Source organism: bacterium (genome assembly GCA_040755755.1).
Lineage (GTDB): Bacteria > SZUA-182 > SZUA-182 > DTGQ01 > DTGQ01 > DTGQ01.
On sequence record JBFLZW010000067.1, the window covers coordinates 1 to 16,827 of the forward strand.

A 16,827-nucleotide genomic window follows, 5' to 3' on the forward strand; every position below is an offset into this window, starting at 1 on the left:
ATTGTGATCAACTCAATGCTCATCCTAAACCAATACACTGGACTTATACGAAAGAAAAGTTCCTGCTCCAATTTGCTCCACCAGGCCCAAAACAACTGGCCGCGTAATTATGGCGACGTGTACTAAGAATCTGGAAAATGTTTCCTCCGCGAAAGGGTGTGATTTCAAATACTCCTCGAAAAAGGCTTTTTTCCCCTGTCTGCCTTCAACCGTATCGAATTCTTTACGAATGTTAGACGAAAGTCGTTTCGCTTTCCGAAGAATTATAACCTCATCAATAGCTGTAGTGCTGGTGCTAATGGGAGTCATATCAAGCCACTCGCATAGTAAGTAATATTTGGCTGTTGGGACAGCTACTTTAACATCTATAGCTGTTGCTGCTGCCTCTTGGAACATTGTCTTATCAAGGTTAGTCTTACATTCGGCAACTATATAAGCGATATGTGTTTCTTTGGTGATAGCCTCTTTAAAATCTGGAGAGTGTGATGCGCGAATGAAGAGTTTTTTACTGATTGCGAAATCCTGGTCCTTCTCTCTAACTTGCATGCCAACTTCTGTATGACAGGAAGTTAAGCTTGATTCAAATCTAATGCTGGAAAAACAAGTAGTTGGTCCAAATGATAGCTCATACCCCTTAAGTTTATCCGAGAGGATGGTTGTAACCAATATTGGAAGAAACTCTTCAATAACAGTATTATCAAGTTTAAGTTGGCCTTTTTGACGATAGAGAAAATCTTTGCTGCTCTCGAAGACTAACTCTAAGTCAATGTATAATCTATAATCGTTTAAGAGGCTGACCATTTTTGTTAGTTTTTCTTGGGATGTACCTTGGACCTTTCGTAATCGTTGAAGCCATTTTTCATAACGTCCAATTGCCTCCTCAATTTTAGGTACATCTTCTCTGGGAAGTTTTCCATTTTGCAGAAGGGATTTTAGCTTGTCACCATGAGAGGTGGACAATTTCATCAGTTCGGCCTTTCGTGTTTTCAGCTTTACTTAAGATCTGATCACCTTCAAACACAGGAGATGGTTGAACCGTATCAATATTCTCCAAGGCTGATCTTATATCATCCTTGGCCTTGTTAGCTACTGAGTATGCAGTTTCGAGGATTTTTTGTGCAATTGATCGTGCGCTCTCTAAAAATAACGGATTTGATTTACCCGTTGGTGGAGAAAAATGGAGAATATCTTCAAAGATATTTTGTCCGAAACGGTTAAGAAAAACCCTTTCTTGTTTAAGAATCAGGTTGAATCCCAATGAACTATGAGCAACTTCGGTAACAATCTCACCATTGTAAAAAGAAGTCCCTCTAATAGTTGATTCTCTACCAACCACAAAAATCAACCTGCTGTTGGAGCAACAAACCCTTGCCAACTCTTTAAATGTTTGTGCCATATCAAGGCAATATTGTATAGCCGTTAAGAACCTGTTCCCTCTATGCTTCCTGTTCGAGCCAATTTCAGATTTTGCGACTTTTAATAAATCCCAATTGAGGGATTCGACCGAAGCTCTATATTGCTGATGATAGTTGAAGACATTGATATACGGTGGTGATGTTATAACCAAGTCAACAGACGAATCTGCCAAAGGAGTTTTTCTCGAGTCAGCATGGAATACTTTAATTGGCTTCTCAGAAAAGGGGAGCCGGAGGACAAGCTCTGTGATTTTATTCCACATTTTAAATAGCTTTTCTACAGATAAATCCTGCTTATAAAAGTCTAACAATACGATAAGTGTTTCAAATAGATTATGTTGCCTGGCATCCTCGATGCTTGACAGCAAGTCTATGAGTCGAGACTTAATCATTTCAATACGTACATTTTGGAAAAGCGGGAATTTTTTTATAAATTCTCGTCTTATAAGACTCGATACCTTCTCTAAATAAAGGGATCGTATGTTACCTGGAACGTTGATGAAATGATAAGTCTGTGCCAATAAGACAGCCGCGGGATTGATCTCGGTACCATACGCTTCAATACCCAGCAAGCCTGCCTCAAGTAAAATTGTTCCGCTTCCTAGGAATGGATCAAATAACAAGGTTTCAGAAGTAGCATATCTATTTAATAGGACCTCAATTAATTGAGGAGAAAATTGACCATTCCAATGGAGCGGGTTACTCCGAATTTTATTTTTAATATCAAGGTCAGCCTGTGATATCTCGGATCTATTCAGTGGAGTTTCTCGGTAATGTCCAGCAAGGTGTGACATATTTTATCCTATTTTTCTTTCCTGCTCATTCCCCCCAGCTCCAGGATAATATCGCTGGAGGAGTGGTTTTTCGGATCGCCCACGATAGCCACCCTTCCCCCAAAGGAGCGGACAATGGCCGCTTCGGGCACGCTTTGTTCGGTGTAATCCGTTCCCTTGGCATGGATATCGGGTTTCAGCGCCAGCAGGAGGTTTTCAACCGTAAGCTCCGGGAAAATGGTAACATAATCAACACAGGCCAGGGCAGCCAGCATCTCCGCCCGCTCCTCGTGCGGGAACAGGGGCCGGGTGGGACCTTTGAGGATGCGGGTGGATTGATCGCTGTTGATGCCAACAAACAGGACATCCCCAAGCTCCTTCGCTCCGGTAAGATACCGGATGTGCCCTACGTGGAGGAGATCGAAGCAGCCATTGGCCAGAACGATCCGCTTGCCTGCCGCCCGAAGCCGGTCAGCCAGGAGAGGTATTTCTTCGCGTACGGTGAGCTTGCTGGTAAGGTACTGGCTCATGATCCGGCAGTCACCCCGCTCTTTTCCTCTTCCCGCTCCCCCTCCACTGCTTCCCGCAGCTCCTGCCAGTATACGGGAACGGTTCCGCTCTTCATGACCTTGATCCCTCCGGCATAATTGGCAAGCCTTGCAGCCTCGAAGGGAGTAGCTCCGGCGGTAAGCGCCAGGGTGAAGGTGCTGATGACCGTGTCCCCGGCTCCGGTGACATCCGCCACCTCATCCTGACCGTAGATCGGGATAAAGTGAAAATCTCCGGTTTGATCGAGGAGAAACATCCCGCTCTTGCCGCGGGTAATCAGAACGTTCCGGCACCCGGTCTTTTGGAGGGCCATCTGGCCGCAGGATTTCAGGTCCGCCTCACTCTTCAGGGCAATTTGCAGGGCTTCTTCGATTTCGGGCTCGTTGGGGGTCAGAGCGGTCACTCCCCGGTAGGAGAGAATTTCATACCGGGAATCCACGGTAATGATCCTTGACGGCCGCTCGGCAGCCAACTGGCTGACCCTCTCCCGGACTTTCGCCGAGCAGACCCCCAGGCCATAGTCGGAAACCAAAAGGGCATCAACCCGGTCGATGTTTTCCGTAAGGGATTGCAGGATAAACTCTTCCGCTTCGCCATTCACGGGAATTTCCGGCTCCCGGTCGATCCTGACCACCTGCTGTTTGGTCGTATGATGGCTTCCGGCCAAAACGCGCGTTTTGGTTGTAGTATGGCAGCCACTGGCCATGTAGACCAGATCAGTAGAGATGCCCTTTTCCCGCATCAGGTCAAGAACACATTCTCCCATTTCATCCTTTCCCACCACGGCAACCGGCAATGCCCTGGCCCCCAGGGCGCAGACATTATGGGTGGCATTGGCCCCTCCGCCCAGGACAACCTTCCTCGATTCATACCGCAGAATCAGCACCGGCGCTTCCCGCGAAATGCGGCTGCAATGGGTGAAAAGATACTCATCGGCAATCAGGTCACCCAGGATCATGATTTTCTTCGAGCGAAATCGATCCAGAATAGGAATAAACTGCTGAGTATCCATCAGGAGCGGTTCTCCCCCGGTGACTCCTGCTGCAAAATCCACTTCACCGCAGCCAGAAGGTCTTCGGCGATAAAGTCAGGTTTTTGCTCCCACTGGTCACCATACAGCTCAAGCTCTCCGATGCCGTAGCCGGTGAGAACCAGAATTGACTTTACCCCCGCCTTATGACCCATGACTATTTCGGTATGCTTATCACCGATAATATATGACCGCGACAGGTCCACCTTGAGGTCCCGGACCGCCTTTTCCAGCATGCCGATTTTGGGTTTTCGGCAGTCACAGTCAATCCGATAGCTGTCCGGCCCGACATGAGGATGATGGGGGCAATAGTAAATCCTGTCCACATGGGCTCCCTCCTGGCCGAGGAGCATTTGCATTTTGGTATGTACTTCCCGAACCAGCACTTCGGGAAAATAACCACGGGCCACTCCTGCCTGATTGGTAACTACAACGGCCTTAAAATCGCTCTGATTGATCAGCCTGACCGCTTCGGCTGTTCTGGGCAGCAGGTGGAAGCGGCTCAGGTGGTTCACATACCCCACTTCCTCACTGATGGTCCCATCCCGGTCCATAAATATGGCTCGACAATTTCCTTCTTTTTCCATCGTACCTTCAAACCTCATCTTAAAACGAGTTATCAGTTGTCAGTTTTTTTACTGACCACTGACCACTGACCACTGACCACTATCTTTTCCTCATTTTCTCCACTACTGCCTGCCAGACATCGTCTACGGTTATCGCCTTCATGCATGCATGATCTGTCGGGCACTCCCTGCGCAGGCACGGACTGCACGCGGCCTGCTTGTAAATGATGGTATGCTCGTCACCGTAGGGCGAGGTGGTCCGCGGGTCAGTGGAGCCGAAAACGGCTATTACTGCAACGCCTGAGGCAGCAGCCATATGCATCAGGCCGGAGTCATTGGTAACCAGCAGCGAGCACCTGCTCAATAAGCCCGGAAGCTCCTCCAGCCTGGTTTCTCCGGCAGCCAGAATAGGGGAAGACTCCATCCGGGAGGCCATTTCCCTGGCCGCAGGCAAATCATGGATGCTGCCGAAAATAATACACCGTGCCCCATACTGCCTGGCAGCTCTGTCAGCCACGGCAGCAAAGCTGTCCGCAAACCACCGCTTGGCGGAGCCATAAATAGCCCCGGGGTTGAATCCCAGCAGCGGCTCTGCCCCCCTGTATCCTTTGACGCGCAAATACTGGTTTGCCTTATCCTTTTCCCGGTCAGAAACAGCCAGCCGGGGAGCAGCCCTCTCTGCCTTCAAGCCGAGGGCTTCCAGAATTCTCAGATAATAGTAGACCTGGTGAACCTTCAGGATATCTTCCGAGATTTTCACCCTATGGGTTAGAAGCCAGGTGCGGCCATCCGTATTATACCCTACCCGGCGGGGAATACCAGCCAAAAAGGTAATCAGGGCTGCATCAAAAGCATTTTGCAGCAAAATGGCCAGATCAAACCCCTGATGGTGCAGCTTTCTGATCACGCTATACCGGGAGCTTAAAAACCCGCCCTGCTGATCGTAGGTAATCGTCCCGTCGATATCCGGGCAATGAGCATACACCCCCTGCACCCAGGGCCTGGCCAGGATCATGATCCTGGCCTGCGGAAAATTCCGGCGAATTGCACAAATGGCCGGAAGCGTCATGACCGCATCCCCGACCCAGTTGGTTCCCCTGACCAGAATATTCCTGATTCCATCAGGTTTGATCGAGTATCTGTCTTCTCCCCTCACCTTCGTAAATTTCCTGCTTTTCAGCAACCACTTACGACCCAGAGCTTTTCACTCTGTGCTTTTCTCTGTGCCTCTGTGTCTCTGTGGTTTCTTTGTCTTTGTATTTGTATTTGTCTTGAGTTTTTATCGTCCCTTATGGCTGGTGGCTTATGCCTTCTTCCACCTGCCGGACCTTGCCCCACTTCCTCAACTGATCTTCAGGCTGGACCTTCCACCGCCGGTGCATCCAGAACCAGCAGTGAGGAAACCTGCGGATATTCTCTTCGATAATGCGGGTAAACCGGGCAGTATTGGCAATCAGGTCCTTCTCTTTATCTCCAGTATCGATCAGGGCTACCGGCTCTCCTACTTCTATTTCGTATCCGGCTCTTCCCTTTCGGGGCACCATGAAAACCGGGATAACCGGCGCGCCGGTTTTCTGGCTCAGTGCAGCCAGAACAGGAGTAGTCGATGCCGGAGTATTGAAAAAATCGACAAACACCCCCTCGCGCTCCGATACGTTCTGGTCCATTAAAATACCGACCATTCCCTTGCGGGCCAGACATCTGACAATTTCCCTGACCGCACCTTTTTTGGCAATAACCCGGTTGCCGAATTGAACCCTGCGTCTTTCGACCATCCGGTCCAGGTAAGGGTTATCCAGGGGTCTGGCCACCACCGAAGAAGGGAACCCATACAGGCTGAAAGCCAGACCCAGCAATTCCCAATTGCCGAAATGAGCGGTCAAAAACAATATCCCCTTTCCCTTCTTTTTCGCCTCATAAAGATTGTCGATACCGCTCATGCATACATAATCCCGAATGACATCGGGGGGCCGGGCGGGCAGGCAAATGCATTCCACCAGTACCCGGCCCAGGTTACGGTAAGCCCGCTTGGCCAGGGCGATCCGCTGGCTCTCCGACATCTCGTGGTGAAAAGCCCGCTCCAGATTCTCCAGCGTAATGCGACGGTGCCTCTGGTCAAGGTGATACCAGAGATTTCCCGCCATCTCTCCTATCCAGCAGCTCACAAAAAAAGGCAAAGAGTTCAAAATTCCCATGAGACTCAAGGCCAGCCAGTAGGTGAGGAGATCGCGGCGTTTTTTCCCCGGTCCTTCAACTTTTCTTCCCATAGTTCCTTTCCGTCCACCAGGACCATGTCAATGCGCAAAACCCAGACAGGACACTGGAGTAATCCGGGCTGTATGCGAACCGCATCCTTTTCCGTAGTCACAAGGCCCCAGCTTTTTCCGGCCGCGACCCGCCCGTTCACCTGCCGAAGCTCAGCCGCTGAATACCAGTGATGGTCCGCAAAAGCTGCTGCCTCTATTACTTCGGCAGACAGGGCCTTCAGGGTGGCTGCAAAGGCTCCGGGATCGGCAATGGCGCACAGGGCAACGACCGATTTCCCCTCGATGGCCGAAAGGGGCAGTATCTGATCCCCCTGAAGTGAAATCAGGTCTTTCGGTTGATGACAGCCGATAACCACGGGGGCACGGGAATTATACCTTCGGATTTCTCTCTCTGCCTTCTCACGCTGCTCGTGACTGCAAATCCTGGTCAGCAGGATCAGGTCCGCCCTGGCAAGGGCCTGCGGCGACTCACGCAAACTCCCCGCAGGCAGGCAATATCCATTGCCGAAAGGCTTTCGCCCGTCCAGGACCAGAATGTTCAGATCCCTGGAAAGTTGCAGATGTTGAAAGCCATCATCCAGAACAAGGGTCTGGAGATTGAACCTGGCAAGGGCCTCCTGCCCTGCCCGATAGCGGCTTTTTCCCACCAGTACCGGAACTTCCGGCAGCCTCCTGGCCAGCATGAGCGGCTCGTCTCCGGCTGCCCGGCTCGATGCGCATACCTTGCTGCCATCTGAAACCACCAGGATATCGCTGCGTTCAGCAGGCGAAGTCCGTCTCCCATACCCCCGGCTGATGATCCCAACCCGCTCGCCGCTTTCCAGCAGCGTCCGGCAGACCAGGTCCACAGTCGGGGTTTTCCCGGTCCCGCCAACCGTCAGATTCCCCACGCAGATGACCCTGCACGGGAGTTTGGCTGTTGGCCGAAATCCAAGCCGGTAGGCTTTCTCCCGGCAGCGCCCGGCAGCCTGATAGATTTTCGATAAACCAACCAGGGGAGCACGGCACAATTTCTGCCCAAAGCCCGGCTCCGTGACCTCAAGGAACTGCTGCATGCCCAGCCAGGATTTCATCTTTCCCTTTAGACCGTCTCTTAGCTGTAATCTGTTCACAGAATTCAGGAGTCAGAGGTCAGGAGTCAGAATAAATGCTTTTCTCCTGACTCCTGACTTCTGACTCCTGTCTCCTTCTCTTCTCTCCCCATTACATATCGTTCAATCAGGTCGATGGTCTTTTGGGTGGCCCCGCAATTTTCCTCTACTGCCCGCAGGGCTGATTGTCCGGCCCGGTCGCGGGCTGAGCGGTCCTGCAAAAGCCCCTCAAGCTGCCTTTCCAGCTCTTCCCGGCTCTGGACCTCAAACCCTGCCCCGCAACTTTTGAGGAGCTGTGAAATCTCCCGGAAATTATCCACATGAGGGCCAAAGAGGATCGGTTTTCCATACATGGCCGGCTCAAGCAGATTGTGCCCGCCGATCGGCACCATGCTCCCTCCCACAAAAACCACCGTTGCCAGGCTGTACATTTTTGACAGCTCACCGATGGTATCCAGGATAATCACCCGTCCGGTTTGCCCATCGGCTGATTTTCGGGCTTCTCCCTGAACGATGCGGGTCTTTCGCTCAACATACAGCCCCGCCTGGCTGCATTGATCCTCAATAGCCGGAATTTCCGGCAGGTAGCGGGGAGCGATCAGGAGAACCAGACTGGGAGAATGCGACAGAAGGTGCCGGTAGACCTCAATGACAGCTTCCTCCTCGCCCCGGTGGGTGCTTCCGGCCATCAATACCGGAACATCGGGAGAAAGGCGCAGGCCCTGAGCCAGGGTTTCCCGCTCGATTATTGAAATCCTCGTGTTTGCCTGATCAAACTTGAGATTTCCGGTGACAAAGACCCGCGCCGGATCCGCACCAAGTTTGACAATCCTGGCCGCATCGCGGGCTGACTGCATGCCAAAAACCCTGATTCCGGCCAGAACCGGACGAAGCCAGCCCTTCACCATGCGGTATCGCTCATACGAGCGGGAGGAGATGCGGCCATTGACAATCATGACCGGCACCCTGCGCCTGGCTGCGGAATGAATCAGATTGGGCCAGATCTCCGTTTCGGTCAACAGGAGGAAACGGGGATGCATCAGCCCCATAACCCGCCCGGTAATCCACCGGAAATCGAAGGGAAGAAAGATGCTTTGCTTCTCCTGATTGCCCAGGGACTTTTTAACCATTTCGCGGCCCGTTCTGGTGACGGTGGAAATGGTCAGCGGAAGATCGGGGTAGCGGGCGGATAATTCCCGGATCAACGGGCTTGCGGCCATCACCTCGCCTACAGAAACCGCATGGATCCAGGCCGGTCGTTTGCCGCTGAACTGTCGCTGCACCGCCGGAGCATAGATGCCGAACCGCTGCCACAGGTCCTCCTTGTACTTGGCCGTGGTGAAATATTCGAATAAAAACCTCGGCATCTGACCAAGGCAGAATCCAAGCAGCAGAACATCGTACAGCCAGTACGGTGCTTCAGAATTTAATCTTTGAGATTGCCGGTCCATCGGGTTGCTTTTAGGGTGGAGTTGAGAATTAGGGAAACCTCTTATAAGAATCAAAGTCCGGGTTTCAGTAAATAGAGAATATCCGATTATCATATCCGCTACCTTCCAGCTTGTCAACTCTCTTTTCGGGCAAAATGGGGAATTTGAACAGGGAATAAACAGGCAGCGGTATAAACCGGGCAAGAATGTCCGAATGCCTGGTTATGCTCAAAAAGAGCGGGGCAATTGCCTTTTCAAGAATTTGGTGGTAAAATGGTTAATATGAAGAAAGAGAGCGATCAGAAAGTCATCGCCGTAAATAAAAAGGCTTCATTCGATTACTTTATTCAGGAAACCCTGGAAGCGGGGATTGTCCTGCAAGGGACCGAGGTAAAGTCCATCCGGGAGGGAAGAATAAACCTGAAGGACAGCTATGCCAAGGTCGAGGGAGATGAGGTTTATCTCCTCAATTGCCATATCAGCCCGTATAGTCATAGCGCCTTCTATAATCACGAGCCGACCAGAAAGCGAAAGCTCCTGCTCAAAAAACGCCAGATCAAAAGGCTCATCGGCAAGGCGCTCGAAAAAGGGCAGACCGTAGTCCCTCTCAAGGTATACCTGAAGCGGAATCTGGTGAAGGTGGAAATTGCCCTGGCTGAGGGCAAGAAATTATACGATAAGAGAGAGACGTTAAAGCGCAAAGAAGAGGAAAAAAATATGGCGCGGGCCCTGAAGGCTAAGTACCGGTAAGGGTCTGTGCCGCAATCAATAACAATTTTACCGAATGAATAAAAAAAGGGGGCGATCTGGTTTCGACGGGGATAGTTGAGGCAAGGGTTGCATGTCGAGGTCCTGTCACCTCGTTAAACAATAGGAAAAATACAACTGCCAACAACGAATTGGCTCTGGCTGCCTAACTAGCCGTTAGTGCGGTCACGTCCTCTTGCCCTTTGGCCTTGTGGGGGTAAGTTTCGGGCGTCATACTCACGAGGATAGCCGGCTCTTCCTGGCTCGGGGAGTGCCGGTGAAAACTTTGAGCTGGTGAGTCCTTTAATCCCCGCCTCTCGGAGTGGGGACTCACGAGACTGAAATGCGAGGCTAAACATGTAGATATCCTTAGCTGAATATCTTCGGACGGGGGTTCGATTCCCCCCGCCTCCACCAATTTTACTCTCATGACAAGAGGTAGCGCAGGTAAAAACCCGCTACCCTTTTTTTATTCTTATAACCCCCAATATCCCCCTGATGGTTGATGATAAAATATGGGAATTATTACGAGCCTCAAGGAAGAGCAGGAGAATATGCTCTGCTTGCCTGTAATATTTACAAGGGTGCACGCACAGGTGCGGGTATTGCTATTGACCGAAAGTGTTCAAGAAATCCCCGGAAAAATATTACAGCCATGCAAACCCCAAAGAGGATATCAGAGCGAGATTGGAAAAGGATTGCGTCAAGCATCAGGACGATCCACGGGAAATTCTCGTTTCTTTCATCGGCGATCCTTATCAGCCGGAAGAGATGAGGCTGGAGCTTACCAGAGAGTCGATCAAACTGTTAATCAGGTATAACCTGACCTTTACCATCCTGACGAAAGGCGGAACGAGGGGCCGGAGAGATTTTGATTTGCTGGAGGGCTACGGTAAAAGCCGGTTCGGGACCACCCTGATATTACCTCAAAAAGAGTTTAACGGACTTGAGCTGACGATAGAGGAAAACCTTCGGCGTAATTTCCTTTTGAGCAGGTCTGATACGGCATAAGTCACCAGAATCTGCTTACCATTCCCCGGAAACTTCATACATGCAGAATACTTCGACCTGTTTCTTTCTGCCACTGAAGTATTTCCTCATATAATCTGGTTTGGGTGAACATGGTAAAATCGAATGCCAGCCGTAAAGTAGCAGCAATATCTTCTGCGAGACATTCACTTTCCTTCCTTGTAGCAATTGCACGTCTCATCGCAATTGATAGAACACCAATCATGTCCTTTCCACAGCATATCTGCCAAAGGTCATAGCCTTTGCTTTTCAGAGAGACAAGCTCTGCTTCAAGCTGCTGGTCATCCATAGAGCTATTTGAAGATAATTCCATGACTTTTCTAATCATCTTGCTTACATTAATCTTAACTTCTTTCTTATCAATAAACTTATCATACTTCAAGCCCTCGAAAGTCAATTTTAGATGTAAAATTTCAGAAATAAACCTCAAATAACCTATGGGGGAGGAACATTGGAGTATATGTTCACGAACCGTTGTTCTACAAGCTTCACAAAAGCTTTTTACTTTTTCACTGCTTGCAAACTCATCTAAATAATTGTCGAGGGCAGCGGACGCAAATATCATACATTCGAGGTCATGGAAGTCAGTAAACAGGAAGTTAACACTTTTTCTGGCAATATCTCGTAAGCGATCAAAATCACTATCGGCTATTACGATAACATCTTTTGCTTGAACACCGCCCAATTGTTCCCAGGCATCAATTGCATTCTGTTTTCCATGAGCGATAATGACTCTACAGGTATGATCATCGAGAAACCGTTTGTAAACCTTAGAATCATCCGGGCCTTCCACTATCAAAAACGATCCTTGGTAGCCGGACCGCTTCATTCTTATTGAATTGGCAACATAAAAACCAGTGATTCGTTCTTTCACCCTTATGGTCCTTCAAGCTGAACAGTCAGGTCCCAGCGGTCATTAATGATTTCCGGAGAGTGTGTAGCCAATAAGACATCAAAGCCAGAGAGTGATGTAATCTTTGTGAGATCAGCCAGAAATCTCTCCTGCCATGCTATATGCAGTGAAATCTCAGGCTCATCAATGAGGATGAGAGAATTTGGCGGAACCTTAAATAAGAGCTGGTATAGTAACACAACTTCATGCTGTTCCCCGGAAGAAAGGCTATCCGGAAGGAGAGGAGCATTACTATCGCAGAGGAAGTGAAAACCCTCCTGCTTCTCGATAATAAGCTTTTTATACCGAAATTGCTCATTAATAATGCCTTTGAAGATTTCTATCTTAGATGCGAGTTCATCAAGCACATTGAGCTTCTGCTGAACATCATCTACGTAAACGGAGAGAACTGCCAGCTTGCTTTCATCGATATCCTTAGTAAGAGGCAAATTAAAATCCCGTTCTTTATCAAGTATGCCAACTTCGACATACCTTTGGCGCTGTGCCTCAAGCTCACTGAGTTTTTTTTCAAGCTCCTCAGCAGATAGCATTGCAGAGGCTCGCTGATCTACCAATCGTATTGGAAATGTGCTATCAAGCTTTTGAGATAAATTTGCATAATCTGCAAGCTTTTTCTGAATAACGCTTGCAATCTCTTTTGAGTACTCCACAACGGAGGGTTCTAAGGGCTCTCGGAGTTTGGTATTTGTATTTCTTGAGGAATATAGACGCCTTGTGTCAATGAAATGAACAAAAATTTTAGAGCGCAACTTTTTAAGCCATTCCGGCGTGGAACTTTCTCTCAGCATACTGGTCTTGGATATCGGTAGTTCTTCACCATATCTGTCTATAACATCTGGTAAGGTCAGCTTTTCGCCGGTTCTTCGATCCATCCAGAGCTCTGAGCTGACCCTTATAAGCCCAGGGATTATATCCTCGAATGAATGAAGAGGAAAATCCGGACGGATATCTCTCGCAAGTGGATTATATGTGTACGAATCCTGGTTCCCATCCGGGGATCTGAATTCAAACGTCAAAGACTTGGCATCCATTCCCTTCTTCGAGTTTTTTAGTTTTGCCTGGGAAATAGTTAATTCAGAGTTGTCATCGAATTTTATCGAAATCGCTGAGAATGGATATTTCCGGAGGTAGAAATATCTCCCATTAAAAATGTCGCTTATTATTTGAAGAATTGCAGTCTTGCCATATCCATTAGGCCCATGAATTATAGTTATCTTGTCCTTGAGTTTCATCATAATTCTGTGGTTGAAAAGGTTAAACAGACCTGTAACAGATATTTCGCTGATTCTCATATCTACACTGCCCCCTTCCAATTATGAATATTTCAAAGCCGATGAGCATCTGCACATTACCCCCTCTTCCTTGTATAACTAATAGACTCCTTGACGGTTTCCCATTCTGGAGCAGTCTCCGAGAGTTCTTCAATAATATCATTCCAGTCTGCCTGTATATAAGAAGGAAGAGATTTCCTTTGCCGCAGCGCATGGTTAACTTTTTTGATAAAATCCTTGTCAATACCAGAGGGCATCTGTGAATATACCATCATAGTTCTCCATCAGGGCAGTCATCGAAATCCTCATCCCCTGCCGGTCCTCCAAGCACTTCCAGCACCGTCTCCCGGATGATGGAGCGGGGAAATCCGTGCCGGGCAAGAAGGCTGATGAGGCTTCGCATCAGCTTTTCTCTATCTCCCTTGCGAAAGCTGCGGATGCGCTTTCGCGCGAGCCGAAGGGCCACTTCCCTTTCTCTGCCTTCAGGATGATCATAGGCTCTTCGGATTACATCGTCGATAATTTCAGCCGGGATGCCTTTGAGCCGAAGCTCCTGCCTGAGCAGGATTCTGCCGCTCAGCTTCCGGTTAATCGAAAAGTCAGCCCAATCCTCGGCAAACATGCGGTCATCCAGGTACCGGCGCTCGGCCAGGTACTCGATAACATCGTGAGCCACCTCATCGGAGCAGCCCTTGCGCCGAAGCCGCTCATATACCTCTTTGCTGCTCCGGGGGCGGCAGGAAAGGTAATTGAGGGCCAGGTCCCTGGCCCTCTGGAAGTCTTCTTCTGCTGGCATAATTCACCATTCGAAGGGGTGCAGTCCTCCTGGGAGGATCATTATCACTCCTCGAAGTCGCTCTCCTCTCCATCTCCTGCTGAGCTCCCTTTGGGAGAGGCGGAGCCCCCCATCGCTCTGATCTTGTCAGCGATTTCCTGGAAGATGTCAGGGTTACTCTTGAGAAAGAGCCGGGCGTTCTCGCGTCCCTGGCCCAGCTTCTCGTTTCCGTAGCTGAACCAGGCCCCGCTCTTTTGGATCAGTTCCTTTTGCAGGGCTACATCCAGCAGGGCTCCTTCTTTGGAGATTCCCTCGCTGTAGAGGATATCGAATTCAGCGCTCCGAAACGGAGGTGCGACCTTGTTTTTCGTAACCTTGACTATGGCCCGGCTGCCGATCATCTCTTCGCCGACCTTGATCGGGCTTCCTTTTCGGATTTCCATCCGGACCGAAGCATAAAACTTCAGGGCCCGTCCGCCGGTGGTTGTCTCAGGATTGCCGAACATCATGCCGATTTTCTCCCTCACCTGGTTGATGAAAACGACACAGGTTCTGGATTTGGAAATAGCGCCGGTCAGTTTGCGCAGAGCCTGTGACATCAGACGGGCCTGAACACCCATATGGGAGTCGCCCATATCTCCCTCAAGCTCGGCCCGGGGGACAAGAGCGGCTACCGAATCGACCACGATGATATCCAGAGCGGTGCTGCGGACCAGGGTTTCGGTAATCTCCAATGCCTGTTCGCCGGTATCGGGCTGCGAGATCAGGAGGTCATCCGTATTGACCCCAAGCTTTTTGGCATAAACCGGATCCATGGCATGCTCGGCATCGATAAAAGCTGCCATGCCTCCCAGTTTCTGGGCTTCGGCTACGATATGCAGGGCCAGGGTCGTTTTTCCTGAAGATTCCTGGCCATAGATCTCGATGACCCGGCCGCGGGGTACTCCATTCACGCCAAGGGCCATGTCCAGGGTCAGCACTCCGGTGGGAATGACCGGGATATCCATGGCGAAATTCGACCCCAGCTTCATGATCGATCCCTTGCCAAAGGATCGCTCGATCTGATGCATGGCTAAATCAAGGGCTTTCAGTTTTTCTTTTCTGGCATCTTCCATATTTATTGTTTTATCTTCCATAATTGTTGTGTTTCTCCTTAAAGATATCTGCTGGATATCCATTTCCCCGGCTTCCTGCCGGGTTCTCGTCATGCTCGCCACCAACCCCATGCTGCCATAGAAAAATCAGACCAGCGGGATCCGCCCCAGCTCGGTATGAACCGCTCCTTCAGGCCGCAGGTCACTTTTCATCAGCCTGATGTCCCGGATCATTGCCTGGCCGAACACCGGGTGGGGCACATCGGCCAGGAGCTTGCCCAGAGCTGCCGCGCCTTCGAGAGAGCGAATCCTGCCCAGAGTGAGATGGGGATTGAACTTCTTCTTTTCCCTCGGAAAACCAAGAGCGGCCAGTTCCTCTTCCACCCTCGCCTGGACGATCCGCAAGGGCTCCACTCCTTCCGAAATCCCGACCCAGACCACCCGCGGATTTCGCAGACCGGGGAAAACCCCGATCCCCTCAATTTTTAGATTAAAGGCTTTGACTTCCTCGGCTGCCTTTCGAAGCGCATGCAAGATAGGCCCGACCTGAACCGCGGCAATATCTCCCAGAAACTTTACGGTCAGGTGTATCGTCTCCGGCTTGACCCAGCTCACCCGGCAGGCCGTCTTTTGAGCTTCCTTCATCAGTCTGGCCTGAAGATTGCCGATCTCCTTCTGGATGCCGGGATCAATAGCCATGGCCACAAAGGATCGAATAACCTCGTTCTCTTTCATAGATAATACCTTCTCACCAGGTCCAGGGCCATTTGGGAAGCCTCCAGCTTGATCTCTTTCCGGGAACCCTGGAGCCGGCATTCTTTCAGCGAAAAGTTCTGTCCATCGTACAAGCAAAGGAAAACCAGTCCCACCGGCTTTTCGGCACTTCCTCCGCCCGGTCCGGCAATGCCGCTGACAGCCAGGGTCAGATCCGCCCTGCTTATTCTCTTCAATCCAATACACATCTCCCGCACGACCTGTCCGCTGACCGCACCAAACCGGCACAGGGTTTCCTCCCTGACTCCGAGCAGCTCCTTCTTGGCCTGATTGCTGTAAGTAACCACCCCTTGCAGGAAATAATCCGAGCTGCCCGGCACATCCGTGACCCGGCTGGCGATCAGACCGCCGGTACACGACTCTGCCGTAGCCAGGGTATGGCGGTTTTGCCGAAGCTGGTTACCGACCACCTCCTCCATGCTCTCTTCACCCTCTCCATAAAGATATTCCCCCAGCCGGAGGCGAACCTCATCCCGCACCCGGGTCACGAAGTCGGGCTCAAGGGATTGGGAGGAATGAAGCCTCACCTGGACATCCGTTCCCAGGGGATGAGACAAAAAGGAAACCGATATCCGCTCATCCCGGGTGAGGAGACTTTGCAGTTTTGCGCCAATCCGCTCTTCAGCCAATCCACAGGTCCGGAAAATAATCAGACCGCACGATAAGGGCCCGGTCTCATAGGGCTCTTCATGGGTACTGCCAGTTATCGAATGACAGGTCAAAAAGCAGCCTCCTTACTTTTTATTTGAATTAAACGTGTTGAAAAAACAGTGCCTACCAATTTAAATCATTATATAGCCTTGTTATCTCCCTGTCAACCAAGGTTCATCGATTCCTTCCGGAAATATCCGCCAGAAAATTTTCACCCTTCCGATCATGAAAGTCAAGTCTTCCGAAAAAATGAATAAACAACTACCACTTATTCCCTATATCGACAGGGTATTCCCTATGCCCACAGAGAGAGTATATGATCCGGGGTCGCAGGTTGCACTTTTTTCTTGATTCAATTTATTACATTTTTTAAGATAGCAAATAAAGCTCACATTAATTATCATAAAGATCACCATGTTAATCCGAAAAAATAATACCAAGGCTTGTAAGCA

17 protein-coding genes and 1 other RNA gene are annotated in these 16,827 nt (G+C 50.0%); 3 read left to right on the forward strand and 15 right to left on the reverse strand.

Annotation, left to right across the window (positions count from 1 at the left end; all coding sequences use genetic code 11):
- Nucleotides 1-24: 24 nt before the first annotated feature.
- The 9 genes from AB1611_18865 to AB1611_18905 all read right to left on the reverse strand — a co-directional run bounded on the left by AB1611_18865 (nt 25) and on the right by AB1611_18905 (nt 9,058).
- Nucleotides 25-966, reverse strand: a complete 942-nt coding sequence (locus AB1611_18865; GenBank protein ID MEW6381645.1) for a Bpu10I family restriction endonuclease — start codon at nt 964-966, stop codon at nt 25-27.
- Nucleotides 941-2,209, reverse strand: coding sequence for a DNA methyltransferase (locus tag AB1611_18870; GenBank protein MEW6381646.1), 1,269 nt, complete (start codon nt 2,207-2,209; stop codon nt 941-943). The genes AB1611_18865 and AB1611_18870 overlap by 26 nt, the downstream gene beginning before the upstream one ends.
- Before the next feature lie 8 nt (nt 2,210-2,217).
- Nucleotides 2,218-2,718, reverse strand: a complete 501-nt coding sequence (locus AB1611_18875; GenBank protein MEW6381647.1) for an adenylyltransferase/cytidyltransferase family protein — start codon at nt 2,716-2,718, stop codon at nt 2,218-2,220.
- The gene (locus AB1611_18880) at nt 2,715-3,749 is read right to left on the reverse strand and encodes a bifunctional ADP-heptose synthase (protein ID MEW6381648.1); all 1,035 of its coding nucleotides are present in this window, start codon (nt 3,747-3,749) and stop codon (nt 2,715-2,717) included. The genes AB1611_18875 and AB1611_18880 overlap by 4 nt, the downstream gene beginning before the upstream one ends.
- A complete protein-coding gene (locus AB1611_18885) occupies nt 3,749-4,372 on the reverse strand; it encodes an HAD family hydrolase (GenBank protein ID MEW6381649.1) in 624 nt (207 codons plus the stop codon). Before AB1611_18885 ends, AB1611_18880 begins: the two co-directional genes overlap by 1 nt.
- A 61-nt stretch (nt 4,373-4,433) precedes the next feature.
- The gene (waaF, locus tag AB1611_18890) at nt 4,434-5,489 is read right to left on the reverse strand and encodes a lipopolysaccharide heptosyltransferase II (protein ID MEW6381650.1); all 1,056 of its coding nucleotides are present in this window, start codon (nt 5,487-5,489) and stop codon (nt 4,434-4,436) included.
- 133 nt (nt 5,490-5,622) lie between these two features.
- The gene (locus tag AB1611_18895; protein ID MEW6381651.1) at nt 5,623-6,600 is read right to left on the reverse strand and encodes a lysophospholipid acyltransferase family protein; all 978 of its coding nucleotides are present in this window, start codon (nt 6,598-6,600) and stop codon (nt 5,623-5,625) included.
- The gene (gene lpxK, locus AB1611_18900) at nt 6,534-7,673 is read right to left on the reverse strand and encodes a tetraacyldisaccharide 4'-kinase (protein ID MEW6381652.1); all 1,140 of its coding nucleotides are present in this window, start codon (nt 7,671-7,673) and stop codon (nt 6,534-6,536) included. Before lpxK ends, AB1611_18895 begins: the two co-directional genes overlap by 67 nt.
- A 65-nt stretch (nt 7,674-7,738) precedes the next feature.
- Nucleotides 7,739-9,058: a 3-deoxy-D-manno-octulosonic acid transferase gene (locus tag AB1611_18905; protein MEW6381653.1), complete on the reverse strand. Its 1,320-nt coding sequence runs from the start codon at nt 9,056-9,058 to the stop codon at nt 7,739-7,741.
- A 345-nt stretch (nt 9,059-9,403) separates the two neighbouring features.
- Between AB1611_18905 and smpB the strand changes: the two genes are divergently transcribed.
- The 3 genes from smpB to AB1611_18920 all read left to right on the forward strand — a co-directional run bounded on the left by smpB (nt 9,404) and on the right by AB1611_18920 (nt 10,879).
- Nucleotides 9,404-9,871: an SsrA-binding protein SmpB gene (gene smpB, locus AB1611_18910; protein MEW6381654.1), complete on the forward strand. Its 468-nt coding sequence runs from the start codon at nt 9,404-9,406 to the stop codon at nt 9,869-9,871.
- Between the two features lie 47 nt (nt 9,872-9,918).
- Nucleotides 9,919-10,285, forward strand: a transfer-messenger RNA (tmRNA) gene (gene ssrA, locus AB1611_18915).
- A gap of 204 nt (nt 10,286-10,489) precedes the next feature.
- Entirely contained in the window at nt 10,490-10,879 is a 390-nt protein-coding gene (locus AB1611_18920) for a hypothetical protein (GenBank protein MEW6381655.1), read from the forward strand.
- Nucleotides 10,880-10,913: 34 nt separating this feature from the next.
- Here the strand turns inward: AB1611_18920 and AB1611_18925 are convergent, their stop codons facing one another.
- The 6 genes from AB1611_18925 to AB1611_18950 form a co-directional block, all read right to left on the reverse strand.
- Nucleotides 10,914-11,771, reverse strand: a complete 858-nt coding sequence (locus AB1611_18925; protein MEW6381656.1) for a DUF4435 domain-containing protein — start codon at nt 11,769-11,771, stop codon at nt 10,914-10,916.
- A gap of 2 nt (nt 11,772-11,773) precedes the next feature.
- On the reverse strand, nt 11,774-13,102 hold the full coding sequence (locus AB1611_18930) for an AAA family ATPase (GenBank protein MEW6381657.1): 1,329 nt from the start codon (nt 13,100-13,102) through the stop codon (nt 11,774-11,776).
- A gap of 250 nt (nt 13,103-13,352) precedes the next feature.
- Nucleotides 13,353-13,877 carry a RecX family transcriptional regulator gene (locus AB1611_18935; protein MEW6381658.1) on the reverse strand — a complete coding sequence of 175 codons (525 nt, stop codon included), beginning with the start codon at nt 13,875-13,877 and terminating at the stop codon, nt 13,353-13,355.
- Nucleotides 13,878-13,921: 44 nt separating this feature from the next.
- Nucleotides 13,922-14,971 carry a recombinase RecA gene (gene recA, locus AB1611_18940; GenBank protein MEW6381659.1) on the reverse strand — a complete coding sequence of 350 codons (1,050 nt, stop codon included), beginning with the start codon at nt 14,969-14,971 and terminating at the stop codon, nt 13,922-13,924.
- Between the two features lie 126 nt (nt 14,972-15,097).
- Nucleotides 15,098-15,685 (reverse strand): RNA 2',3'-cyclic phosphodiesterase, encoded by a 588-nt coding sequence (thpR, locus tag AB1611_18945; GenBank protein MEW6381660.1) that lies wholly within the window; start codon nt 15,683-15,685, stop codon nt 15,098-15,100.
- Nucleotides 15,682-16,446, reverse strand: a complete 765-nt coding sequence (locus tag AB1611_18950) for a nicotinamide-nucleotide amidohydrolase family protein (GenBank protein ID MEW6381661.1) — start codon at nt 16,444-16,446, stop codon at nt 15,682-15,684. Before AB1611_18950 ends, thpR begins: the two co-directional genes overlap by 4 nt.
- Nucleotides 16,447-16,827: the final 381 nt, after the last annotated feature.